Annotated in this window: 23 protein-coding genes and 2 tRNA genes; 9 read left to right on the top strand and 16 right to left on the bottom strand. The window is 68.6% G+C overall.

The window, feature by feature from the left end; translation table 11 throughout:
- Positions 1–2 precede the first annotated feature (2 nt).
- The 3 genes from ACFVVM_RS20995 to leuC all read right to left on the bottom strand — a co-directional run bounded on the left by ACFVVM_RS20995 (position 3) and on the right by leuC (position 2,891).
- Entirely contained in the window at positions 3–665 is a 663-nt protein-coding gene (locus ACFVVM_RS20995) for an HU family DNA-binding protein (RefSeq protein ID WP_302869721.1), read from the bottom strand.
- Between the two features lie 157 nt (positions 666–822).
- Positions 823–1,431 (bottom strand): 3-isopropylmalate dehydratase small subunit, encoded by a 609-nt coding sequence (gene leuD / locus ACFVVM_RS20990; protein ID WP_387620683.1) that lies wholly within the window; start codon positions 1,429–1,431, stop codon positions 823–825.
- A 35-nt stretch (positions 1,432–1,466) separates the two neighbouring features.
- Positions 1,467–2,891: a 3-isopropylmalate dehydratase large subunit gene (gene leuC / locus ACFVVM_RS20985; RefSeq protein ID WP_387620681.1), complete on the bottom strand. Its 1,425-nt coding sequence runs from the start codon at positions 2,889–2,891 to the stop codon at positions 1,467–1,469.
- 63 nt (positions 2,892–2,954) lie between these two features.
- Between leuC and ACFVVM_RS20980 the strand changes: the two genes are divergently transcribed.
- Positions 2,955–3,656: an IclR family transcriptional regulator gene (locus ACFVVM_RS20980; RefSeq protein WP_387620678.1), complete on the top strand. Its 702-nt coding sequence runs from the start codon at positions 2,955–2,957 to the stop codon at positions 3,654–3,656.
- Between the two features lie 45 nt (positions 3,657–3,701).
- On the opposite strand, the gene ACFVVM_RS20975 is transcribed toward ACFVVM_RS20980, so the two are convergent.
- The 4 genes from ACFVVM_RS20975 to ACFVVM_RS20960 form a co-directional block, all read right to left on the bottom strand.
- Positions 3,702–3,774 (bottom strand) — tRNA-Glu (locus tag ACFVVM_RS20975).
- A 29-nt stretch (positions 3,775–3,803) separates the two neighbouring features.
- Positions 3,804–3,875 (bottom strand) — tRNA-Gln (locus ACFVVM_RS20970).
- Positions 3,876–4,066: 191 nt separating this feature from the next.
- On the bottom strand, positions 4,067–5,542 hold the full coding sequence (gene gltX, locus ACFVVM_RS20965) for a glutamate--tRNA ligase (protein ID WP_387620676.1): 1,476 nt from the start codon (positions 5,540–5,542) through the stop codon (positions 4,067–4,069).
- A gap of 19 nt (positions 5,543–5,561) precedes the next feature.
- Positions 5,562–6,335 carry a fumarylacetoacetate hydrolase family protein gene (locus ACFVVM_RS20960; RefSeq protein WP_387620673.1) on the bottom strand — a complete coding sequence of 258 codons (774 nt, stop codon included), beginning with the start codon at positions 6,333–6,335 and terminating at the stop codon, positions 5,562–5,564.
- A gap of 294 nt (positions 6,336–6,629) precedes the next feature.
- On the opposite strand from ACFVVM_RS20960, the gene ACFVVM_RS20955 reads away from it, so the two are divergent.
- Entirely contained in the window at positions 6,630–7,823 is a 1,194-nt protein-coding gene (locus ACFVVM_RS20955; RefSeq protein ID WP_387620670.1) for an MFS transporter, read from the top strand.
- Positions 7,824–7,931: 108 nt separating this feature from the next.
- Here the strand turns inward: ACFVVM_RS20955 and ACFVVM_RS20950 are convergent, their stop codons facing one another.
- Positions 7,932–8,939: a 3-isopropylmalate dehydrogenase gene (locus tag ACFVVM_RS20950; RefSeq protein WP_387620667.1), complete on the bottom strand. Its 1,008-nt coding sequence runs from the start codon at positions 8,937–8,939 to the stop codon at positions 7,932–7,934.
- A 127-nt stretch (positions 8,940–9,066) separates the two neighbouring features.
- Positions 9,067–10,665 carry a phosphoglycerate dehydrogenase gene (gene serA / locus ACFVVM_RS20945; RefSeq protein WP_387620665.1) on the bottom strand — a complete coding sequence of 533 codons (1,599 nt, stop codon included), beginning with the start codon at positions 10,663–10,665 and terminating at the stop codon, positions 9,067–9,069.
- 133 nt (positions 10,666–10,798) lie between these two features.
- Here serA and ACFVVM_RS20940 point away from each other — a divergent pair, with 133 nt between their 5' ends.
- Positions 10,799–11,608 carry a DNA polymerase beta superfamily protein gene (locus ACFVVM_RS20940; protein WP_387620663.1) on the top strand — a complete coding sequence of 270 codons (810 nt, stop codon included), beginning with the start codon at positions 10,799–10,801 and terminating at the stop codon, positions 11,606–11,608.
- A 75-nt stretch (positions 11,609–11,683) separates the two neighbouring features.
- Here the strand turns inward: ACFVVM_RS20940 and ACFVVM_RS20935 are convergent, their stop codons facing one another.
- Positions 11,684–11,887 (bottom strand): cold-shock protein, encoded by a 204-nt coding sequence (locus tag ACFVVM_RS20935; RefSeq protein ID WP_019048280.1) that lies wholly within the window; start codon positions 11,885–11,887, stop codon positions 11,684–11,686.
- A gap of 302 nt (positions 11,888–12,189) precedes the next feature.
- On the bottom strand, positions 12,190–12,393 hold the full coding sequence (locus ACFVVM_RS20930; protein WP_387620660.1) for a cold-shock protein: 204 nt from the start codon (positions 12,391–12,393) through the stop codon (positions 12,190–12,192).
- 128 nt (positions 12,394–12,521) lie between these two features.
- On the opposite strand from ACFVVM_RS20930, the gene ACFVVM_RS20925 reads away from it, so the two are divergent.
- Together ACFVVM_RS20925 and ACFVVM_RS20920 are read left to right on the top strand one after the other, a co-directional pair.
- The gene (locus ACFVVM_RS20925) at positions 12,522–13,817 is read left to right on the top strand and encodes a hypothetical protein (RefSeq protein ID WP_387620657.1); all 1,296 of its coding nucleotides are present in this window, start codon (positions 12,522–12,524) and stop codon (positions 13,815–13,817) included.
- Positions 13,818–13,861: 44 nt separating this feature from the next.
- Complete coding sequence (locus ACFVVM_RS20920) at positions 13,862–14,500, top strand: hypothetical protein (protein WP_387620654.1); 639 nt, start codon at positions 13,862–13,864, stop codon at positions 14,498–14,500.
- A 10-nt stretch (positions 14,501–14,510) separates the two neighbouring features.
- Here ACFVVM_RS20920 and ACFVVM_RS20915 read toward each other — a convergent pair whose 3' ends face one another.
- The 5 genes from ACFVVM_RS20915 to ACFVVM_RS20895 are packed head-to-tail and all read right to left on the bottom strand — an operon-like array spanning position 14,511 to position 18,651.
- Positions 14,511–15,095, bottom strand: coding sequence for a TetR/AcrR family transcriptional regulator (locus tag ACFVVM_RS20915; RefSeq protein WP_387620651.1), 585 nt, complete (start codon positions 15,093–15,095; stop codon positions 14,511–14,513).
- An 11-nt stretch (positions 15,096–15,106) separates the two neighbouring features.
- Positions 15,107–15,523, bottom strand: coding sequence for a carboxymuconolactone decarboxylase family protein (locus ACFVVM_RS20910; RefSeq protein ID WP_387620648.1), 417 nt, complete (start codon positions 15,521–15,523; stop codon positions 15,107–15,109).
- Positions 15,520–16,407 carry an NAD(P)-dependent oxidoreductase gene (locus ACFVVM_RS20905; protein ID WP_387620645.1) on the bottom strand — a complete coding sequence of 296 codons (888 nt, stop codon included), beginning with the start codon at positions 16,405–16,407 and terminating at the stop codon, positions 15,520–15,522. Before ACFVVM_RS20905 ends, ACFVVM_RS20910 begins: the two co-directional genes overlap by 4 nt.
- Positions 16,404–17,153 (bottom strand): SDR family oxidoreductase, encoded by a 750-nt coding sequence (locus ACFVVM_RS20900; RefSeq protein WP_387620643.1) that lies wholly within the window; start codon positions 17,151–17,153, stop codon positions 16,404–16,406. The genes ACFVVM_RS20905 and ACFVVM_RS20900 overlap by 4 nt, the downstream gene beginning before the upstream one ends.
- Before the next feature lie 28 nt (positions 17,154–17,181).
- On the bottom strand, positions 17,182–18,651 hold the full coding sequence (locus tag ACFVVM_RS20895; protein ID WP_387620640.1) for an aldehyde dehydrogenase: 1,470 nt from the start codon (positions 18,649–18,651) through the stop codon (positions 17,182–17,184).
- 92 nt (positions 18,652–18,743) lie between these two features.
- Here ACFVVM_RS20895 and ACFVVM_RS20890 point away from each other — a divergent pair, with 92 nt between their 5' ends.
- The 4 genes from ACFVVM_RS20890 (at position 18,744) to ACFVVM_RS20875 (ending at position 23,306) form a co-directional block, all read left to right on the top strand.
- A complete protein-coding gene (locus ACFVVM_RS20890; RefSeq protein ID WP_387620637.1) occupies positions 18,744–19,337 on the top strand; it encodes a TetR/AcrR family transcriptional regulator in 594 nt (197 codons plus the stop codon).
- A gap of 105 nt (positions 19,338–19,442) precedes the next feature.
- Positions 19,443–20,795 (top strand): cytochrome P450, encoded by a 1,353-nt coding sequence (locus ACFVVM_RS20885; protein WP_387620634.1) that lies wholly within the window; start codon positions 19,443–19,445, stop codon positions 20,793–20,795.
- Positions 20,796–20,802: 7 nt separating this feature from the next.
- A complete protein-coding gene (locus ACFVVM_RS20880) occupies positions 20,803–22,062 on the top strand; it encodes a cytochrome P450 (RefSeq protein WP_387620631.1) in 1,260 nt (419 codons plus the stop codon).
- Positions 22,062–23,306 (top strand): glycosyltransferase family 4 protein, encoded by a 1,245-nt coding sequence (locus ACFVVM_RS20875; protein ID WP_387620628.1) that lies wholly within the window; start codon positions 22,062–22,064, stop codon positions 23,304–23,306. Before ACFVVM_RS20880 ends, ACFVVM_RS20875 begins: the two co-directional genes overlap by 1 nt.
- Positions 23,307–23,309 lie beyond the last annotated feature (3 nt).

Here is a 23,309-nt window from a genome sequence, read left to right as displayed (position 1 = left end):
GATCAACGAGCACGACGGGCGGCTGTCTTCTTCGCTGCAGTCTTCTTTGCGGGAGCCTTCTTCGCTGTGGTCTTGGCGGCCGTGGTCTTCTTGGCCGCCGTCACCTTCTTCGCGGCGGTGACCTTCTTGGCCGGAGCCTTCTTCGCCGCGGTCACTTTCTTTGCCGCCGTGGTCTTCTTGGCGGCGGTCTTCTTGGCTGCCGTGGTCTTCTTGGCGGCGGGAGCCTTCGTCGCGGCCTTGCGCGCGGTGGTCTTGGCCGGACCCTTCGACGGCGTGGCCTTCTTGGCTGCCGTCTTCTTGGCCGCGGTCTTCTTGGCCGCCGCCTTCTTCGCCGCCACCGGCGCGTTCACGCCACGCTTGACGGCGGGGCCGGACGAGGCCAGCTTCTGCTTACCCGCGATGACCGCCTTGAACTGAGCGCCCGGCCGGAAGGCGGGCACCGAAGTCGCCTTCACCTTCACGGTTTCTCCGGTACGCGGGTTACGGGCAACCCTGGGGGCACGCTTGCGCTGTTCGAACACACCGAATCCGGTGATGGTGACGCTTTGACCTTTGTGCACGGCACGGACGATGGTGTCGACCACGTTCTCGACAGCCGCGGTAGCCGTACGCCTGTCCGTACCCAACTTTTCGGTCAGAACGTCGATCAGTTCCGCCTTGTTCATTGAATCCTCCGCAGACTAATGGCCCGTCGTCGGACCGACTAGGTACCACGGTAAACCCAGTTTGAGCAAGAGTCTATGTGCCACGCCAAAATTCATGTGGTTTAGCACACGTCCAGCTACCGCCCCCAGGGGATGCGCCGCCAATCGCCCCCGGTGATTACGCCTGCGAAATAGGCTCCGGCAGCGTCACGGGTTTCCATGACGGCCTTCCCTTTTCGAACTCGCCGATGACGTCGGCTTGCCGCAGGGTCAGCCCGATGTCGTCCAAACCCTCCAGCAGACGCCACCGCGTGTAGTCGTCAATATCGAACGGCAACACGACGGTTCCCGCTGTCACGGTGCGTGCGGTCAGGTCGACAACCAATTCGAGGCCGGGCTGTTCCTCGATGAGCTTCCACAGCATTTCGACATCGTTCTGTGACATCTGCGCGGCGACCACACCGCCCTTACCCGCATTCCCGCGGAAGATGTCGGCGAAACGCGACGAGATGACCACCCGAAAGCCGTAGTCCGACAGTGCCCACACGGCGTGCTCTCGCGAGGACCCGGTACCGAAATCCGGACCGGCCACCAGCACGCTGCCGTGCCGGTAGGGCTCGGTGTTCAGAATGAAGTCCGGGTCGGCGCGCCAGCCCGCGAACAGGCCGTCCTCGAAACCCGTGCGGGTCACGCGCTTCAGGTAAACGGCGGGGATGATCTGATCGGTGTCGACATTGGACCGGCGCAGCGGCACCCCGATGCCTTTGTGAACAGTGAAGGCTTCCATAACGATTCTCCTTCGATCGTGGCGATCTTCGGCGCTCAGGCCAGATCAGCGGGCGAGGACAGGGTGCCGCGCACCGCCGTGGCGGCGGCGACCAGCGGCGAGACCAGGTGGGTGCGACCGCCCTTGCCCTGCCTGCCTTCGAAATTGCGGTTGGAGGTGGAGGCGCAGCGCTGCCCCGGCTCGAGCTGGTCGGGATTCATGCCGAGGCACATCGAGCAGCCCGCCTGCCGCCATTCCGCGCCCGCCGCGGTGAAAATCTCACCGAGTCCTTCTTTTTCCGCCTGTGCGCGTACTCGCATAGAGCCAGGTACCACCAGCATTCGCACTCCGTCGGCGACGTGGCGTCCCTTCAAAACATCGGCGACCGCGCGCAAATCCTCGATACGGCCGTTGGTGCAGGAACCGACGAATACGGTGTCGACACTCACCTCGCGCAACGGCTGACCCGGGATCAGGTCCATGTACCGCAGGGCCTTCTCGGCGGATTCACGCTCGTTCTCGTCGGCGATCTGGGTGGGGTCGGGCACATTGGCGCCCAACGGCAGACCCTGGCCCGGGTTGGTGCCCCAGGTGACGAACGGGGTCAGCGCGCTCGCGTCGATGTGCACCTCGGCGTCGAATTCGGCGCCCTCGTCGGTCCGCAGCGCGTCCCAGGCGGCCACCGCGGCGTCCCAGTCGGCACCCTGCGGCGCGTGCGGGCGGCCCTTCAGGAATTCGTAGGTCACCTCGTCGGGGGCGATCATGCCCGCGCGGGCGCCCGCCTCGATGGACATGTTGCAGATCGTCATCCGCGCTTCCATCGACAGCGTGCGGATCGCCTCGCCGCGGTACTCCAGCACATAGCCCTGGCCGCCGCCGGTGCCGATCTCGGCGATCACGGCCAGGATCAGGTCCTTGCTCGTGACGCCGGGCGCCAATTCGCCGTCGACGGTGATGGCCATCGTCTTGAACGGGCGCAGCGACAGCGTCTGGGTGGCCAGCACGTGCTCGACCTCGCTGGTGCCGATGCCCATGGCCAGCGCGCCGAACGCGCCGTGGGTGGAGGTGTGGCTGTCGCCGCACACCACGGTCATGCCGGGCTGGGTCAGGCCCAGCTGCGGGCCGACGACGTGCACGATGCCCTGCTCGCGATCGCCCATCGGGTGCAGGCGCACGCCGAACTCGGCGCAGTTGCGCCGCAGCGTTTCCACCTGGGTGCGCGAGACCGGGTCCGCGATCGGCTTGTCGATGTCGGCGGTGGGGACGTTGTGGTCCTCGGTGGCGATGGTGAGATCGGGGCGGCGCACCGGCCTGCCCGCGGCCCGTAGCCCGTCGAAGGCCTGCGGGCTGGTCACCTCGTGGACGAGGTGCAGATCGATGTAGATCAGGTCGGGTTCGCGAGAGGAACCTTCGCCGTCACCGCGGGCGACGACGTGCTGTTCCCACACCTTCTCGGCCAGTGTGCGGGCGCGCTCGGCCATTGCTTGATCACCTTTCGACGGGCATGGTTGGAATCTCAAGATATGAGACGTTAGTATCGTTCTATGAGACAGCATAGCGGTATCGGTGTCCTCGACAAAGCCGTGGCGGTGCTCTACGCCGTCGCGGACGAGCCATGCGGTCTCAACGACCTGTGCACCCGCACCGGCCTGCCCCGCGCCACGGCGCATCGACTGGCGGTCGGGCTGGAGACGCATCGGCTGTTGGCTCGTGACGGCAACGGGCTGTGGCGTCCCGGCCCCGCGCTGACCGAACTGTCGGCGGGGGTCGCCGATCCTCTGGTGGAGGCGGCAGGGGCCATTCTGCCCCGTCTGCGGGAGATCACCGGCGAGAGTGTCCAGTTGTACTGCCGCGACGGCAACGCGCGGGTCTGTGTGGCCGCGCTGGAACCGCCGGTCGGCCTGCGCGACACGGTCCCGGTCGGCTCCCGCCTGCCGCTCACCGCGGGGTCGGCGGCCAAGGTGCTGCTGGCCTGGTCGGATCCGGAGCTGCAGCGCACCGTCCTGGCCGACGCTGTGTTCGGCGAACGGGCGCTGGCGGAGGTCCGCAAGCGGGGCTGGGCGCAGAGCGCCGCCGAGCGCGCCCAGGGCGTGGCGAGTGTGTCCGCGCCGGTGCGCGATGCCGGCGGCCTGCTGGTCGCCGCGGTGTCGGTCTCGGGCCCGATCGACCGGATGGGTCGCAGGCCCGGCGCGCGCTGGGCCGCCGATCTGGTCGCCGCGGCGGAGGCATTGCACAAGCGGTTGTGAACGAGAAAGACCCCCGGTTGTATTCGACCGGGGGTCTTTCTGTTGTAGCCCCGACGGGATTCGAACCCGCGCTACCGCCTTGAGAGGGCGGCGTCCTAGGCCGCTAGACGACGGGGCCAGGACTGATCTCACCGAGATGAAACCTTGCTGGGGTACCAGGACTCGAACCTAGAATGGCTGAACCAGAATCAGCTGTGTTGCCAATTACACCATACCCCAAGGATGGAAACGTCCGACCTTGCATTCCACCGGCTGGTTGTCGGTGTTGCGAGGCCGTGTTCCGCGGCGAGAAGAAGATTACCCCAACCCATGGGGTGAACTACAAATCGGCTGGTCAGAGGCTACTTTTTGGCCACTTTCGGCGCCTGGCGGGAGCGGGTGCGACCGGTGGCGCACCCGCTCCCGATGGCCTACTCCGCGGCCGGTGCCCACCCGCGGGCCGCGCGCAGCCGCTCGAGCGAGGCCGCACGGCCGAGCAGTTCCATCGACTCGTAGAGCGGCGGGCTGATGTGCGAGCCGGTGACCGCCACCCGCACCGGCGCGAACGCCTTGCGCGGCTTGAGCCCGAGATCGTCGATCAGCGCCGTCTTGAGCGCCTCTTCCAGCGCCGGGGTGGTCCATTCGGTCAGCGGCTCCACCGCGGCGATCGCGGCGTCGAGCACCTGGTCGGCCTCGGCGCCGAGATTCTTCGTCCCCGCCGCCGGATCGATCGCGAACTCCGCGGGCGCCACGAACAGGAACTTCAGCAGGCCCCACGCGTCACCGAGCACCACGATGCGGGTCTGCACCAGTTCGGCGGCGGCCAGGAAGGTCTTCTCGTCGACATCGGCGCCGATGTGCCCGTGCGCGGTGAGGTACTCGCGCAAACGGTGGCCGAAATCACCCGGCTCGAGCAAACGAATCTGCTCGGCATTGATGGCGTCGGCCTTCTTCTGATCGAATCGCGCCGGATTCGAATTCACCGTCGAAATATCGAATGCCGCCACCATCTCCGCCATGGAGAACACATCGCGATCCTCGGCGATACTCCAGCCGAGCAGGGCGAGGTAATTCAGCAAACCCTCGGGAACGAATCCGCGATCGCGATGCAGGAACAGATTGGATTCCGGATCGCGCTTGGACAGCTTCTTGTTGCCCTGGCCCATCACGAACGGCAGATGGCCGAACTCGGGCGTGAACTCGGCGACCCCGATACGCTGCAGCGCGGCGTACAACGCGAGCTGCCGGGGGGTCGAGGAGAGCAGGTCCTCGCCGCGCAACACATGGGTGATCCGCATCAACGCGTCGTCCACCGGATTCACCAGTGTGTAGAGCGGGTCGCCATTTCCGCGGGTGAGCGCGAAATCGGGGACGGTTCCCGCCTTGAAGGTGGTTTCCCCGCGGACGAGATCATTCCAGCTGAGATCTTCGGCGGGCATCCGCAGGCGCACCACCGCCGGGCGTCCCTCGGCTTTGTACGCCGCGATCTGCTCGGCACTCAGGTCACGATCGAAATTGTCGTAGCCGAGTTTCGGATCGCGCCCGGCGGCCTTGTGGCGAGCCTCGACTTCCTCCGGTGTGGAGAATGCCTCGTAGGCCTCACCGGCCGCGAGCAACTTCGCCACCACGTCGAGATGCTGGTCGCGGCGCAGCGACTGCCGGTAGGGCTCGTAGGGGCCGCCGACCTCGGGGCCCTCGTCCCAGGTGAGGCCGAGCCAGCGCAGCGCGTCCAGCAGCGCGCGGTAGGAATCCTCGGAATCGCGTGCGGCGTCGGTGTCCTCGATGCGGAACACGAAACTGCCGCCGTGGTGGCGCGCGTAGGCCCAGTTGAACAGCGCCGTGCGGATCAGGCCGACGTGCGGCGTGCCGGTCGGCGACGGGCAGAAACGGACCCGTACTTCAGTCATGACTCTCTTCTCCGCGGTATCAGCGCTTGGTGGCAACAGGATTGGTGAGGGTGCCGATGCCCTCGACGGTGACCGACACGTTCTGCCCGGCCGCCAGCGGACCGACGCCTTCCGGTGTGCCGGTGAGGATCACGTCACCGGGCAGCAGCGTCATCACCGCGCTGATCCACTCGATGATCTTCGGGATGTCGTGCAGGAACAGCGAGGTGCGGCTGCGCTGGCGGACCTCGCCGTCGACCTCGGTGACGATCGCCAGATCGGCTGGGTCGATGGCGGTTTCGATCCACGGACCGAGCGGGCAGAACGTGTCGTAGCCCTTGCCCCTGGTCCACTGCCCGTCGTGGCGCTGCTGGTCACGGGCGGTGACGTCGTTGGCGACGGTGTAGCCCAGGATCACCTCGGCGGCCTTGGCGGCGGGCACGTCCTTGCACGGACGGCCGATCACCACGGCCAGTTCGCCCTCGTAATCGACCTGAGAAGAGCTGGGCGGCAGGATGATCGGGGCGTTCGGGCCGACGATCGAGGTGTTGGGCTTGAGGAAGATCACCGGGTCGACCGGCGCCTCGCCACCCATCTCGGCCGCGTGGGCGGCGTAGTTCTTGCCGATGCAGATCACCTTGCTCGCCAGGATCGGCGCCAGCAGGCGGACATCGGCCAGCGGCCAGCTCCGTCCGGTGAACGTGGGCGAGCCGAACGGGTGTTCGGCGATCTCCTTGGCGGTGGCGTCGCCGCCGTCACCCTCGATGCTGACGAACGCGACTCCATCGGGACTGGCAACTCGACCTAAGCGCATTCCCGGAGTCTATCGAGGCGTTTCCACCTGCCCGAACGCACCCGGGACACGTCAGGGATCCGCCGCCGGGCCGGCCGGGGCGCCGTGGCCGAACTCACACCGATGTGATTCGAAGACGCTGCCCGCCTGCGGTATTCGCCGCTCCCACCGCCCACCCGGGATGTGACCTGTCAGACACCGATACCCGAGGGCACATTCGGCGGTCACGGGTGTAGCGTGATCTTCGATGTTCATCTGATGAGACCTCGATCTCAAATATTGAGATACGAGCGGGCAATCGACGGGGTGTGAATCATGACAGAGGTGCGGCCGACGGCCGAGGTGACCCGAATCGGTGACGGCAGACGCTGGCTGATGCTCGCCCTCGGCGTGTTCGCCCAGACCTCGAGCTCGATCTTCATCCACGGCACCCCGTTCCTGTTGCCCGCGCTCACCGCCCGCGGCGATTCGCTGGTCGCCGCGGGCGCGCTGGTCGCGCTGCCGACCATCGGCCTGGTGTGCACGCTGATCGCGTGGGGCTATGTCGTCGACCGGATCGGGGAACGGGTCGTGCTGGTCGCGGGCACGGCGCTGATGTTCGTGGCGGGGGTGGCCGCCGCGCTGGTCGACGATCCGATCGCCTTCGGTGTCCTGCTGTTCCTCGGTGGCGTCGGCGCGGCCAGCTCCAACGGAGCCAGCGGCCGGGTGATCGTCGGCTGGTTCCCGCCGGACCGGCGCGGCCTGGCCATGGGCATCCGCCAGACCGCGCAGCCCCTCGGCGTCGGCATCGGCGCGCTGACCATCCCCTGGGTGGCCGCGCACCACGGCATCGCCGCCGCGCTGCTGGTCCCCGCGCTGCTGGCCGGTGCCGCCGCGATCGGCTGCCTGGTCGGCATCGTCGACCCGCCGCGCCCGCCCACCAAGGCCGCCGATCGCGCCAATCCCTACCGCGGCGACTCCACCCTGTGGCGCATCCACGCCGTGTCGATCCTGCTGGTCTTCCCCCAGGCCACCCTGTGGACCTTCGCCCTGCTGTGGTTGCACGTCGACCTGGGCTGGTCGCTGGCCGCGGCCGGCCTGCTGATGACCGTCACCCAATTCCTCGGCGCCGCCGGGCGAATCGGCGCGGGCGCCTGGTCCGACCGGGTCGGCAGCCGCCTTGGTCCGCTGCGCCAGGTCGCCATCGCCGCCGTCGTCGCGATGGCCGCCCTGTCGATCACGGCGTGGACCGAATGGTGGTGGCTGGCAGTCCCGCTGATGATCGCGGCCTCGGTGATCTCGGTCTCCGACAACGGCCTCGCCTTCACCGCCGTCGCCGAGAAGGCCGGCCCCTTCTGGAGCGGCCGCGGCCTCGGCATCCAGAACACCGGCCAGAATCTCGCGATCGCCGCCGTCCCACCGGTTTTCGGCGCCGTCATCACCGTCACCGGCTTCCCGGTCGTCTACGCCATCGCCGCGGTCGCCGCGGCGGCCGCGATCCCCCTGGTCCCCCACGCCAAGGGAAAATAGCCGCCCCGCACAGGTTTTCGCCGCTCGAACGAAACCCGGTGCGGCACTACCGAACAGCAGAAGGCCCGCACCGCCGTGGACGGTGCGGGCCTTCTCGCGTGCGCTTGCTCAGACGATGGCGGCGATGCGGTCGCCGACCTCGACGGTGGAGGCGGTACCGGTGCGCGAGGCCAGGTCCTTGGCGACGGCGGACTCGATGCGGGCCGCGCCCTCGGTGTTGCCGAGGTGGGTGAGCAGCAGCGAGAGCGAGAGGATGGCGGCGGTGGGGTCGGCCTTGGACTGGCCCGCGATGTCGGGGGCGCTGCCGTGGACCGGCTCGAACATCGACGGGTTGGTGCCGGAGGCGTCGATGTTGCCGGAGGCGGCCAGGCCGATGCCACCGCTGACGGCGGCGGCCAGGTCGGTGATGATGTCGCCGAAGAGGTTGTCGGTGACGATCACGTCGAAGCGGCCCGGATCGTTGACCATGTGGATGGTGGCGGCGTCGATGTGCTGGTAGGCGGTCTGCACCTCGGGGAACTCGGTGGCGACCTCGTCGACGGTGCGCTGCCACAGCGACCCGGCGAAGGTGAGCACGTTGTTCTTGTGCACCAGGGTCAGGTGCTTGCGGCGGGCCTGCGCGGCGGCGAAGGCGTAGCGCACCACACGCTCGATGCCGAAGCGGGTGTTGTTGGAGACCTCGGTGGCCACCTCGTGCGGGGTCCCGACGCGGATCGCGCCGCCGGTGCCGGTGTAGGGCCCCTCGGTGCCCTCACGCACGACCACGAAGTCGATGTCCGGGTTGCCGCTGAGCGGGCTGGTGACGCCGGGGAACAGCTTCGACGGCCGCAGGTTCACGTGATGATCCAGCGCGAACCGGGTCTTCAGCAGCAGCCCGCGCTCGAGCACACCGCTGGGCACCGACGGATCGCCGATCGCGCCGAGCAGGATGGCGTCGTGCTGCTTGAGCTCGGGCAGCACCGACTCCGGCAGGATCTCCCCGGTCCGGTGGTAGCGCGCCGCACCCAGGTCGTACTCGGTCTTCTCGACACCGGGCGAGACCACGTCCAGCACCTTGAGCGCCTCGGCGATGACCTCGGGACCGATGCCGTCACCGGCGATAACTGCGAGTTTCATGAACTGCTCCGTTCGATGTGATGCGCTGCCCGGTCACGGCCCGCGCCGCCGGGGATACGGCTGCGCGCCGCCACCGTGGGGTGACGGCGCGCAGCTGCCGATGTCCCGGAGACCGGGACGATACAACTCAGGCCAGGTCGACCAGGACGACCTTCGACGCGCCGACGGCCTCGGCGATCGAGGCCTGCACCTCGGCCGGAACCTCGGCGTTGACGCGCAGCACCACGGTGGCGCCCTCGGCGTCGACGTCCTGGCTCAGCTGCGCGGCCAGGATGTCGATCTCGGCCTCGCCCAGCTTGGTGCCGATCTTGCCCAGCGCACCCGGCTTGTCGCTGTAGTTCAGCACGGCCAGGTTCAGGCCCTCGGCGCGCATGTCGTAGTTGCGGCCGTTGATGTTGACGATCTTCTCGACCTGCTGCGGCTCGGTCAGCGTGCCCGCCACGTTCAGGGTCGAACCGTCGCCGAACACGGCGCGCAGGTCGACGAGGCTGCGGTGGGTCGGGCTCTCGGTGGCGGTGGTGACCGAGGCGGTGATGCCACGCTCCTTGGCCAGCGAGGGCGCGTTGACGAAGGTGACCTGGTCCTCGACCAGCGCCGAGAACACCCCGCGCAGCGCGGACAGCTCCAGCACGGCCACGTCCTGGGCGGCCAGCTCGCCGCGCACCTGCACCTCGATGCTGACCGGCAGCTCGTTGGCGATGGCACCCAGCAGCGCGCCCTGCTTGCGCACGACGTCCAGCCACGGGGCGACCTCGTCGTTCACGGCACCACCGGTGACGTTCACGGCACCCGGCACGAACTCACCGGCCAGCGCCAGCAGCACCGACTTGGCGACATCGGTGCCCGCGCGGTCCTGCGCCTCCGAGGTGGAGGCACCCAGGTGCGGGGTCACGACGACCTGCGGCAGGTCGAACAGCGGCGAGTCGGTGCACGGCTCGGTCTCGAACACGTCGAGGCCCGCGGCCCGCACGTGGCCGGAGTTGATCGAGTCGGCCAGCGCCTGCTCGTCGATCAGGCCACCGCGCGCGGCGTTGACGATGACGACGCCCGGCTTGGTCAGCGCGAGACGCTCGGCGTTGAGCAGGCCCTTGGTCTCGGGGGTCTTGGGCAGGTGCACCGAGATGAAGTCGGCGCGCTGCAGCACCTCGTCCAGCGTCAGCAGCTCGATGCCGAGCTGGGCGGCCTTGGCCGGCGACACGTAGGGGTCGTAGGCGACGATCTTGGTCTCGAACGCGGCAAGGCGCGCGGCGAAGAGCTGGCCGATGCGGCCGAGGCCGATCACGCCGACGGTCTTGCCGAAGATCTCGACACCGTTGAACTTGCTGCGCTGCCAGGTCTTCTCGCGCAGCGTCGCGTCGGCGGCGGGGATCTGGCGGGCGGCCGAGAGCAACAGCGTGACGGCGTGCTCGGCGGCGGTGTGGATGTTGGAGGTCGGCGCGTTGACGACCATCACGCCACGCTCGGTGGCGGCGGGCACGTCGACATTGTCGAGGCCGACACCGGCACGGGCGACGATCTGCAGCTTCTTGCCCGCGTCGAGCACCTCGGCGTCGACGGTGGTGGCGGAACGCACGAGCAGCGCGTCGGCCTCGGGGACCGCGGCGAGCAGGGCCGGGCGGTCGGGGCCATCGACCCAGCGAACCTCGACACCGTCACCGAGCGCGTCGACGGTCGACTGGGCGAGCTTGTCGGCGATCAGAACAACAGGACGGCCTGCTTGGCTCACTGTGGGGTACTCCTGGGGAAGAAAGGGGGTCGGCAGTTACCGCCGACCAGAATAGTCGCCGGGGTTCGGGTGCCCTTACCCCCCTGCCGAAAACCGGGTGAACCCCGGGCACCGCGGCCTCTACCATCACGCCATGTCCTTGCGTACCGTCCCCGACTCGATGGATCCGGCCGTCGTGGCCGCCGTCGACGCCGAGCTCGACCGGGTGGCGGCCGAGCACGGCGTGACCATCCGCCTCGCCATCGAAAGTGGCAGCCGTGCTTGGGGTTTCCCCTCGCCGGACTCCGATTACGACTGCCGCTTCGTCTATGTGGCGGGGCTGCAGACCTACCTGTCACCGTGGCGTACCCGCGATGTGATCGAGACCCCACTGGTCGGCCTGCTCGATGTGAACGGGTGGGATCTGGCCAAGGCGCTGCGCCTGCTGGTGCAGGGCAACGCGGTGCTCATAGAGTGGCTGATGTCACCCATCGTCTATCGCGGCGACGAGGCCTTTCGCACCCGTTTGCGCGAGGTGGCGGCCGAGGTTGCCGATCGGGACCGGGTCGCCCGGCACTACCTGCACCTGGGCGCGCGCCAGTGGGCGCTGGCCGAACGCACCGGCGGCTTGAAGAAGGTGTTCTATTCGCTGCGCCCGGCGATGGCGCTGCGCTGGTTGCGGGAGCACCCGGGCGTTGCGGTGGCGCCGATGCACCTGCCCACCCTGCTGGCCGACTGCGAGCTGCCCGCCGATTTCGTCGCCGCGGTCACCGAGCTCACCGCGTTGAAGTCGCGGACACGGGAGATGGGCAACGGCGCGGCGCCGACGGCCATCGCCGACTTCATCACCGGCGAGTTCCGAACGGCGACAGAGACTTTCGCCGCGCGCGAGCCACGCGACCTGACGACGGCACGGGCGGTCACCGACGAGTTCTTCCGCACCGAGGCGCTGGCCGCGGGCTGAACGGTCCCCGGAAACGCAGAAACTCCGCACCGGTCCGGTGCGGAGCTTCAACTCATACGCTGGTCGACGCGGGAACTAGATGACGCGAACGTCCTGTGCCTGCGGGCCCTTCTGGCCCTGACCGATCTCGAACTCCACACGCTGTCCCTCGTCGAGGGAGCGGAAGCCCGAGCCGCTGACAGCCGAGTAGTGCACGAAGACGTCGGGTCCGCCGCCGTCCTGTGCGATGAAGCCGAAGCCCTTCTCGCTGTTGAACCACTTCACAATGCCCTGAGCCATTTCCAAAACCTTCTTGTAGACGAGCCAGGGTCCTAATAGTCCGGACCCGGTCTCGCATTCCACAATGCCATGATCCGACGAATTCCTCCACACTCGATGTCGTCGACTGTGAGGAACCCAACGTCCACCACTTCCCGGCTGGTGCAGTCACCCAGGCGGCACAGCTCGCGGCCGAACCGAGGCGGCCGACCAGGCACTTTTCGATAACTCTGGTGCGGCAAATTTCCTACCAGCCAATTCGCCGATGGAACCTGTTCTTGTCATACTTTCCGACCGGTACATTCACGGTCTGGGCCTTCTGATCACACGACCCGTACGTGTTGCGCTTCGGGACCACGCCGGGTCTCCCTGATACCGAATTCGACCCGCTGCCCGTCGTGCAGGGTGCGGAATCCCTCGCCCACGACTTCGGTGTACTCGACGAACACCTCGGGGCCGCCGGAGTCGGGGGTGATGAACCCGAATCCCTTGCCGCTGTCGAACCAGCTCACCACGCCGCCGGTCATCCACCGACCTTCCTGATCATCTGTCTGACATGCTGATTCGTCCATCGTCGCATGCCGATGGCCGCGACACGAAAGGCGCGCGTTCACGCCGTGCCGTTCGGCGGCTCACCCGCTGGCTACGCTGAGCCATGACCCGAGCGATGTCCGCGCGCCGCGCCGCCGAAGCACTCACGGTCCTCGTCGCGACCTCGGTCGCGGTACTCGCGGTCATGCTGCCGATCAGCTTCGCTTCGCTCACCGCCTCCGTGCATGTCGATCTGCTGGTGTTCAACATTCCGCGCGCGATGACGGGTGCGGCGTTCGTCGCGGTGATCACCGCCGCGGTCACCATGGCCGTGGGCAGTATCCGGACGGCCCGCTGGACCGCGCTGCTCGCCCTCGCCGGCATCCTGATCAACCATCTCGCCCTGATCCCCGACAGCAGCGACGGACAACTCGACAATCTCTCGCTGCCGACCCTGAATTTCATCGATGCCCTGCTCGCCGGCATCGCCTTCGGCGCCATCGCGGTCGCGGCCTGGAACGATCGCCTGCTGCGCACCGTCTATCTGTTCGCGGCGGTCGGCGCGACCATCATCGGCGATCTCACCCAGTCCCCCACCGATGCGCGCGCGGACGGTTTCGACCGGGTTCTCGGCGGCGCGCTGCCGCTGTGGTTCGTCGCGGCCAGCGTCCTCGCGCTCGGCTATCTCGCCGTCACCGACCCGCCGTCCCCGCGGGCGAGCATCGACACCGCGATCCCGCTCGCCCCCGTCTTCGCCGCCGTGGTCGCCTTCTCGGCCATCATCATCACCTCGCAGACGCTGGCGTCGCACAAGACCAGCACGCCGCATCTGATCATCGGCGCGATGGTGGTGGTCGCGGCCGCGACGGCGGCCGCGGCGATCCTGCCCGGCCGCGACGGGATCCTGGTGTTGTCGCTGACCGGGTTCGCCGTCGCGGGCAGTCTGGTCATCACGCTGCCGCGGCCGGGCTGGGTCGATCTCGTCACGCTCGCCGCCGTCGCGGTCGGTCTGCTGGCCGGGCTGCGCGCGCCGCGCCCGCTGCTCGCGGCGGCGAGCGTGGTCGTGCTGGCCGGGCTCACGCTCGCCGCCGATCTGTTCGATCCGCCGACGGCCGTGGCCGTCACCGTCGGCTGCCTCGCGCTGGGCCTGGTCAGTGGCTATTGCGTCGGCACGTCGGTCCCGGTGAGTCCCGCGTCGGCGACCGTCGGCCTGGCTGTTCTGTTCGTGCCGTCGATCGGTGTGGCGCTGAGCGACAGCGAGTTCGGCCACCTCGCCTATTCCTCGTCCTGGTATCGCACCGTCGACGTGGATCGCGGACCGGTCCCCGCGACGGTCGCCGTCGGCATGGCCCTCGGTTGCGCGATCGCGATCGCGGCCCTGCTGCGGTACCGTTCCGCTCCCGAGAACGCATCGGAGTAGCCGGATACCTCCTGCCGCAGCCGTTTTCGGGGTATACCGAGAGCATGAGTTTCCCGGTGACCTTCGGGCTCGCCCAAGTAGGCCTTCTCGCGCTGATCGCGCTGGCGCTCGCCCTGATCGGCTGGGCGGCGCTGGCGACCACCCGCCGTCGCGGCCCGAAAGCGGTACTGGGGCGCGGTGTTCCCGGCCTCGCCCTGCTGCTGGTCGCCGTCCTGCTGCTCTGGATCGCGACCCTGCTCCAGACCTATCTCGGCCTCACCGGCGAGATCAAAGCCGCGCACGTGATAGCGAAACCCGTTGCCGGACAGCAACATCAACTCGATCTCGAACTCACCCTCTACGACGAGGGCACCGAACACCGCTCCACCCATCGCGTCGAGGGTGACCTGTGGGCACTGCAGGCCAACATCGTCGAACTGCACCCCTGGGTCAACGCGCTGGGCTTCCACTCCGGCTACAAGATCACCCGCCTGTTCGGCCAGCGCATCGACGGCAAGGCCACCTCCCAGGACCACGTCATGCTCAACGGCGGCGACCGTGACTTCTTCGAGGACATGAACGACGGCGCCTGGTTCACCTCACCGTTCGTCAAGTCCGCCTACGGCAATGCCGTCATCGCCACCCCCGGTGAATACGACGTCTACATCTCCCACGACGCCATCAAGGTCAGGCAGACGGACTGACGCGCGCCCCTCAGGCCGGTCGCAGGATCCGCAGTGCGGCCCGCTCGATCCGATCCGCGATCTCGGAGTACGACTCGTAGCCCATGCCCGCCCGCACCAGCGCACCGGCGTAGATCATCTCGAGCCATTCGATGACCTCGGTATCGGCGTCCGGGCCCAGTGCCTTCGCGATCCGGCCGCGGATCTCCATCCCGATGCGGGTGCGCAGATGCTCGACATCGGGGTCAGGGCCGAGCAGCGCACCGGTGACCGCGCCGGACAGCGCCTGTTCGTCGGCCACCAGCAGCGCGATGTTGCGCAGCTCGGCCAGTACCCGCACGGTCGGGTCGGGATCCTCGCTGGCCGGCGAGGGCGAGGCCAGCAGGCGGCGCCAGAAGATCTCGGCGACGAGGTGTTCCTTGGAGGAGAAGTAGGTGTAGGCGGTCGCGGTGGCCACGCCCGCCTCCGCGGCGACCAGCCGGATCGTCATGCCGGAAAAGCCGTCTCGGGCCAGCACGAGCAGCGCGGCCCTGGTCAACCGGTCGACCGTGTCGGCCTGTTTGCCGGTCAATCGACGCCGGGTCGCTTCGAGACTGATGGACTCGCTTTCAGACATGCGTCCGAATGTTACTCGGCAGTCCCGCGCTGCCCGTCGTCCGCACGCCGCGCGGCTTTGCGCTCCTGCGCGATCACCTTGCCGACGGTGCCGTCGAGCTTGGTCCCCGCGGGCCAGCCGACGTAGTGGCACAGGAACAGCGCGATCTCGCGCAGCTGTTCCTCGGACAGCTCGCCGTTGCGCAACGCGGCGCCGACCTGGATCTCGGCGATGTCGAGATGGCCCTGCGCGGTGAGGGCGCCCAGCAGCAGCAACCGCCGTTCGCGCACGGTCAGCGCGGGCCGCGACCAGATGTCGGCGAACAGGTGGTCGGCGGTGACGGCGAAGTGCGCGCCGGGGCCGTCGGCGAAGTCCCAGCCGTAGACCTCGCCCATCTTGGCCAGGCCACGCAGGCGAGTATCGGACGGCGTGTCTCCGTTGGTGGTCATGATGTCTCCTTGTCGAGCGCGGGTTCGGCGACGCCGAGCCCGTCGGCCAGTCGGGCGAGGGCGAGCTGGGCCAGTGGCAGCTCGACCCCGAGCCGGTCACCGAGTTCGAGCGCGAGCGCGAGGTCCTTCTCGCCGAGATCGCGGACGTGACCGAGGATGGGGAACCAGAAATCGTCCGGGTCGATCGGCGCGGTGGTCTCGCGCAGCATGATCGCGCCCGGTCCGCCGGTCACCGCGTCGGAGTGCCGGACCACCTTGCCGAGGTCGGCGAGCCCGATCCCGGCGGCCTCGGCGAGGCGTTGCGCCTCGGCGGCCGCGGTGAAGGAGATGAAGTGGAGCAGGTTGCGCGCCAGCTTCATTCGCGTGCCCGCCCCGACCGGACCGGCGTGCACGATGAGATCGGCGAAGCAGCCGAAGGGGCCGCTGAGCTGATCGACCGCGGCGGCGCTCCCGCCGATCATCACGGCCAGGCTGCCGCGCATGGCGCCGGGCGCGCCGCCGCTGACGGGCGCGTCGACGAACTCGACCTCGTGCTCGGCGCACCGGGTCGCCAGCTCCCGTGCCGTCCGGTCGCTGATGGTGGAGTGCACGGCCACCACGGTGCCCGGCGCGGCGGTGCGCAGGATGCCGGCCGGGCCGGTGAGGACCTCGCGCACCTGCGCGTCGTCGACGACGGTCACGCAGATGATCCGCGCGTGGGTCGCGACCTGTGCCGGATCGAGGACCGAGCGCGCACCCGCCGCGACGAACGGTTCGGTGACCTCGGCCCTGACATCGCAGACCGTGAGCCCGCCCGGCCAGTCGAGCAGCCGGCGGGCGATCGGCTCGCCCATCTTGCCCAGGCCGATGAATCCGACCGGGGCGCTGGTGGATTCGGTCGTCATCGGATGATCTGCCCGCCGTCGACGTTGAGGATCTGGCCGGTGACCCAGCTCGCCTCGTCGGAGAGCAGGTACAGGCAGGCGCCGACCAGGTCCTGCGGGGTGCCCATCCGCTTGATCGGGATGCGGGACACCATGTCCTTCACCAGGTTTCCCGGTGTCACGGTCTGGGTGGCCTCGGTGTCGATCGGGCCGGGCGCGATGGCGTTCACCCTGATCCGGGAACCGCCCAGTTCGGTGGCGAGTTGCTGGGTGAGGCCGTTGATGCCGACCTTGGCCAGCCCGTAGAAGCCCGAATACAGCCAGGCGGCCGTCGAGGACTGGTTGACGATCGAGCCGCCGCCCGCCGCGATCATCGGTTTCCACACCGCGCGTGTCACATTGAGCGCGCCGTCGAAGTTCACGCCCATGAACTTCTTGTAGTAGTCCCACGGCACGGTGAGCAGCAGGTCGAGCTTCATCTCGCCGTAGATGGCCGCGTTGTTGACCAGGTGGTTGATGGCGCCGAACTCGGCGACGGTGAATTCCGCGAGTGCGGCGGCGGATTCGGGATCGGCGACATCGACGCGCCGGAAGGCCGCCACCCCGCCGTCGGCGACGATCTGCTTGGCCACCTCCTCGCCGCGCTCGACATTGAGGTCGGCGACAACGACTTTGGCGCCCTCGGCGGCCAGCGCAGCGGCATAGACCGCGCCGATGCCCTGTGCGGCGCCGGTGACGATCGCGGTGCGACCGGTGAAACGTGCCATGGTGTTCAGCTCCTGTGCGTGGGGTCGGTCAGGCGGGGGTGGCGATCAACTTGGTCTCGAGGTATTCCTCGAAACCGGCGATGCCCATCTCGCGTCCGATGCCGGACTGCTTGTAGCCGCCGAAGGGCGCGTCGGCGTGGTACCAGAGCCCGCCGTTGACGCTCAGCGTCCCGGTGCGCACGCCGGCGACCACCCGCTCGAGCCGGTCCGGATCGGTGCCCCAGACCGAGCCCGACAGGCCGTAGGGCGATTCGTTGGCCAGCCGGATCGCGTCGTCGTCGCCGTCGTGGGCGAGCACGACGAGCACCGGACCGAAGATCTCCTCCTGCGCGACGGTCGCGGTGTTGTCGAGTCCGCTGATGAGCGTCGGTTCGATGAAGTACCCGCGCTCCCGGCTCGCCGGCCTGCCACCGCCGACCTCGATCCGCCCGCCCTCGGCGCGCGCGATCTCGAGATAGCGCTCCACCCGCGCCCGCTGCCGCTCGGAGATCAGTGGGCCACAGACCGTTCCGGCATCGTCCGGGTCGCCAGGCGTGAGCCCGCGCAACGTACCGGCCGCCGCGGTGACCGCCGCATCGTAGGACGCGCGGGGAACCAGCAGCCGAGTGGTGAGCGCGCAGCCCTGCCCGGCGTGCACGGCGACGGTGAACGCGGTGTACGCGGCCGCCGCCGCGATATCGGCATCGTCGAGCACGATGGCGGCGGATTTGCCGCCCAGCTCGAGGAAGGTCCGCTTGAGGGTGGCCGACGCGCCGACCAGCACCGAGCGACCGGTCCGGGTCGAGCCGGTGAAGGTGATCATGTCGACCCGCGGGTCCTCGACCAGCTGGGCGCCGAGGCCGTGATCGGACGAGGTGACGATATTGATCACGCCCGCCGGGAAATGGGTGTGCTCGGCGATGAGCGGGCCGAGCACCGCCGCGCACCACGGGGTGTCGGGGGCGGGCTTGAGCACCACGGTGTTGCCCGCGGCCAGCGCGGGGCCGAGCTTGGCCAGGTTGATCTGGTGCGGGAAGTTCCACGGCGTGATGGCGCCGACGACCCCGACGGCTTCGCGGCGGATCACCCGGCGGCTGGCGATGCCCATCAGGTCCCTGGTGCCGAGATCGGTTTCCCAGGTGTAGTTCTCGGCCAGGTCGGCGGCGTAGGACAGATCGGCGATCGGCCCTTCCAGCTGCGGTCCGCTGGTCAGCATGCGCGGCGCGCCCGCCTCGGCGATGGTGATCGCGCGCAGTTCCTCGAGGTGTTCGCCCAGCACGTCACGCAGTTGGCGCAGGCAACGCGCACGCAGTGCCGGATCACGCGACCACGACGTCTCGTCGAACGCGGTGCGCGCCGCGGCGATGGCCGCGTCCATGTCGGCGGCCGAGGCGTCGGCGGCGTGCCCGAGCACCTCCTCGGTCGCGGGATCGATGGTCGCGAAGACACCGGAACCACCCGGAATCAGCTTGCCGCCGATCAACAGTGGCGTGCCTTCGGCGGGGACGAGGCCGTTCATAGCGCAGCTCCGATATGTGTCTGGACAGGTGTACGGAATATAGTTCGGTTCATAGACCAGACGCAAGGCCATGGCGAGTAGCATCCAGACACATGTCCGAACTCGCGCCCACCGGTATCGAAGCAACGCGACGACGCCTGACCGAGAAACAGGCCGACACCGTCGACCGCCTGACCGTCGCCGCCGTCGACGTGCTCGCGCGCGAGGGCTATTCGGGCACGACGATCCGGCTCGTCGCCGCCTCGGCCGGGGTCGGCACCGCCACCGCCTACACGTACTTCTCCTCCAAGGAGCACCTGATCTCCGAGGTGTTCTGGCGGCGGCTCGTCGCGCTGGCGCCCATGGAGCCGGGCGAGTCCGACGCGACCGTCCGCGTGATCGCCGTCCTCCGGCAGGTCTCGATGCTGGTCGCCGACGAACCCGCGCTGGCCGGGGCTGTCAGCAGCGCACTACTGGGTGACGATCCCGACGTGCGACACCTCCGGGTGCGCATCGGCAGGGAGATCCGCCGCCGGCTCGGCGAAGCGCTCGGCGCGAAGGATCCCGAACGCCTTGCCGCGCTGGAACTGCTGTACTCCGGCGCGCTCCTGCAGGGCGGCATGGGCCTGCTGTCCTACGCGCAGGTCGCCGACCTGCTGGAAATGTGCGCCCGCCGGTTGATGGCCGAGCCCGCAACCGACGGCTGACGCGCCCACCGCGCGGTGCCGAGCCTTGTCGCGCACGGTTACCCGTAGTACTGTCTAGACACCTGTCCACCAAGTGTCTGGACGGTATTCCGGGAAGGACTTCCAATGACGCTGGTCAAACCACGGCGCGTATCCGGAGGCGAAGGCGAACACGGGCACCTGACCGAGTTCCGCACCGACCCGATCGCGCTGATGCGGCGGGTCCGCGCCGAGTGCGGCGATGTCGGGGCCTTCGAACTCGCCGGACGTGATGTCGTCCTGCTCTCCGGTGCCGAGGCCAACGAATTCTTCTTCCGGGCCGGCGACGAGGATCTCGATCAGGGCGCCGCCTACCCGTTCATGAAGCCGATCTTCGGCGAGGGCGTGGTCTTCGACGCGCCGCCCGAGCGCCGCAAGGAGATGCTGCACAACCAGGCACTGCGCGCCGACCACATGCGCGGGCACGCGGGAACCATTGCCGCCGAGGTGGATCGGATGGTCGCGGGCTGGGACGACGCGGGCGAGATCGACCTGCTCGAGTTCTTCGCCGAGCTGACCATCTACACCTCCTCGTCCTGCTTGATCGGGGTGAAGTTCCGCAATCAGCTCGACGGGCGGTTCGCGCATCTCTACCACGAGCTCGAGCAGGGCACCGACGCCCTGGCCTACGTCGATCCGTACGCGCCGATCGAGAGTTTCACCCGGCGCGACGCGGCGCGGGTCGCCCTGGTCGAGCTGGTGCAGGCGATCATGGATCAGCGCCAGGCAAACCCGCCGAGCGGCAAGGACGATCGCGACATGCTCGATGTCCTGGTCTCGGTGAAGGACGAGAACGGGGCGCTGCGGTTCTCGGCGAGTGAGATCACCGGCATCTTCATCTCGATGATGTTCGCCGGCCACCACACCACCTCGGGAACGGCGGCCTGGACGATCATCGAACTGCTGCGCCACCCCGAGACACTGGCCGGGGTGGTCACCGAGCTCGACGAGCTCTACGCCGACGGCGCCGATGTCAGTCACCATGCGCTGCGCCAGATTCCGAACCTGGAGGCCGCGCTCAAGGAGACCCTGCGGCTGCATCCGCCACTGATCATCCTGATGCGCCTGGCCCGCGGGGAGTTCGAGGTGTGCGGGCACCGGATCGCGCCGGGCGACATGGTCGCCGCCACCCCCGCGGTCTCCAACCGGATTCCGGAGGACTTCCCCGCCCCCGACGCCTTCGATCCCGCGCGCTACCTCGACCCGCGCCAGGACGACATCCTCAACCGCTGGACCTGGATCCCCTTCGGCGCGGGCAGGCACCGCTGCGTCGGCGCGCCGTTCGCGCTCATGCAGCTCAAGGCGATCTTCTCGATTCTGCTGCGGGACTGGGAGTTCGAACTCGCCCAGCCCTCGGACACCTACCGCAACGACCATTCGAAGATGGTCGTGCAGCTCGAACAACCCTGTCGCGTGCGCTACCGCCGCAGGCAGCGGTAGGGGCACCGTGTCAGCGCCGTCGCTCCCCCACGGATTCGACTTCACCGATCCTGCCCTGTGGGAATCCCGCAACCCCGTCCAGGAATTCGCCGAGCTGCGCCGGACCGCCCCGGTGTGGTGGAACGCCCAGACCGACCCGCAGTCGGGCGGCTTCCGTGACGGCGGCTACTGGGTGGTCTCCAAACACGACGACATCAAAGCGGTTTCGCGCAATCCGGAGTTGTTCTCCTCCGCGCGCAAGGGTTCGGTCATCCGGCTGCCCGGTGAGGTGACGCCCGAGCAGATCGAACTCACCGGCGCCCTGCTGTTGAACATGGACCCGCCCAAGCACACCAAGATCCGCCGCATCATCGCCAAGGGGTTCACCCCGCGCGCGGTCGAGGGGTTGCGCGCGGCACTGGCCGAGCGGGCCGCGGCCATCGTGCGCGCGGCCCGCGCGACCGGCGGCGGCGACTTCGTCGAACAGGTGGCGTGCGAATTGCCCCTGCAGGCCATCGCCGAACTCATCGGGGTCCCGCAGCAGGACCGCCGCAAGCTGTTCGACTGGTCGAACCAGATACTCAACTACGACGATCCGGAGTACGGCGACGCGCGGACCACCGACGCCTCGTCCACCGCGGCGACGGACCTCCTCGGTTACGCCTGGAACATGGCCGAGCAGCGGCGCGTCGACCCAGCCGACGACATCGTCAGCAGGCTCGTGCACGCCGATCTCGACGGGGAGGCGCTCGGCTCCGACGAGTTCGGCTTCTTCGTGATCCTGCTGGCGGTGGCGGGCAACGAGACCACCCGCAATGCCATCACCCACGGGATGAAGGCCTTCGTCGACCACCCGGACCAGTGGGAGCTCTACAAACAGCGGCGACCGCGCACCGCACCGGACGAGATCGTGCGCTGGGCGACCCCGGTGACCGCGTTCCAGCGCACCGCCACCGCCGACACCGAGCTCGGCGGCCGGCGGATCCGCGCCGGTGATCGCATCGGATTGTTCTACAGCTCGGCCAATTTCGACGAAGACGCCTTCGACGACCCGTTCCGCTTCGACATCACCCGCGACCCGAATCCACACCTGGGCTTCGGCGGCACCGGCGCGCACTTCTGCGTGGGCGCGAACCTGGCCCGCCTCGAGATCGAGCTGATCTTCGACGCCATCGCCGACACGATGCCGGACCTGGCGCAGGTGTCGGAGCCACAGCGGCTGCGGTCGGGATGGATCAACGGCATCAAACACTGGCAGGTCAGGTTCGAGTCGGGGACGGTGTACTGATGCGGATCGCACTGTTGTCCTACCGGAGCAAGGCGCACTGTGGCGGGCAGGGTGTCTACGTCCGGTACCTGAGTCAAGGGCTCGTCGAGCTGGGCCACGAGGTCGAGGTGTTCTCCGGCCAGCCCTATCCCGAGGATCTCGATCCCCGGGTACGGCTCACCGAGGTGCCGAGTCTTGACCTCTACCGCGACGAAGACCCTTTCCGCACACCGCACCCGCGCGAGATCCGCGACCGCATCGATCTGCTCGAACTCGCCACCATGTGGACCGCCGGATTCCCCGAGCCCCGCACGTTCAGCCTGCGCGCTGCCGAGCTGCTGTCCACGCGCGCACGGGATTTCGACGTGGTGCACGACAACCAGTGCCTCGGCTACGGCCTGCTCGACATCGCCGAGCGGCTCCCGCTGGTGGCGACCGTCCACCATCCGATCACCCGCGACCGCGCGGTGGATCTGGCGGCGGCGCCGTGGCGGCGCAAGCTGTTCGTGCGACGCTGGTACGGATTCCTCGGCATGCAACAGCGGGTGGCACAGCGGATTCCGGACCTGATCACGGTCTCCGGGTCCTCGGCCGCCGATATCGCGGCGGACTTCGAGGTGGCACCGCACCAGTTGCACACCGTGCCGCTCGGCGTGGACACCGCGCTGTTCCGCCCGCGCGAGACGCCGCGGATCCGTGGCCGGATCGTCGCGGTCGCCAGCGCCGACAAGCCACTCAAGGGCATCGCGCATCTGCTGAAAGCCATTGCCCTGCTGCGCCACAACCACGAGGTCGAACTGCGATTGGTCGCGAAGCTGGAACCGAACGGCCCGACCGAGAAGCTGATCGCCGAACTCGGCATCGCCGATATCGTCACCCCGGTCAGCGGAGTGAGCGACGAGCAGCTGGCCGAACTGCTCGCCTCGGCCGAACTCGCCTGCATTCCCTCGATGTACGAAGGGTTCTCGCTGCCCGCCGTCGAGGCCATGGCGAGCGGCACGCCGCTGGTCGCCAGTCGGGCCGGTGCGCTGCCCGAGGTCGTCGGGGACTGCGCCGAGCTGGTCGAGCCGGGCGATGTGGACGCGCTCACCCGGGTACTCGGCGCGTTGCTCACCGACACCGATCGGCGCGACCGGATGGGCGCGGCCGGTCGCCGACGCGTCCTCGAGCTGTTCAGCTGGTCGGCGGTCGCCGCGCGGACCGTCGAGGTCTACGAACGGGCGATCGCCCGCCGCTCCCCCACGTCACCGGGCACCACCCGATGACGC

It is taken from the genome of Nocardia sp. NPDC058176 (genome assembly GCF_042883805.1).
Classification (GTDB): Bacteria; Actinomycetota; Actinomycetes; order Mycobacteriales; family Mycobacteriaceae; genus Nocardia.
Note: the sequence above shows the minus strand (reverse complement) of the source record. Positions and strands in the feature narration are given on the sequence as shown.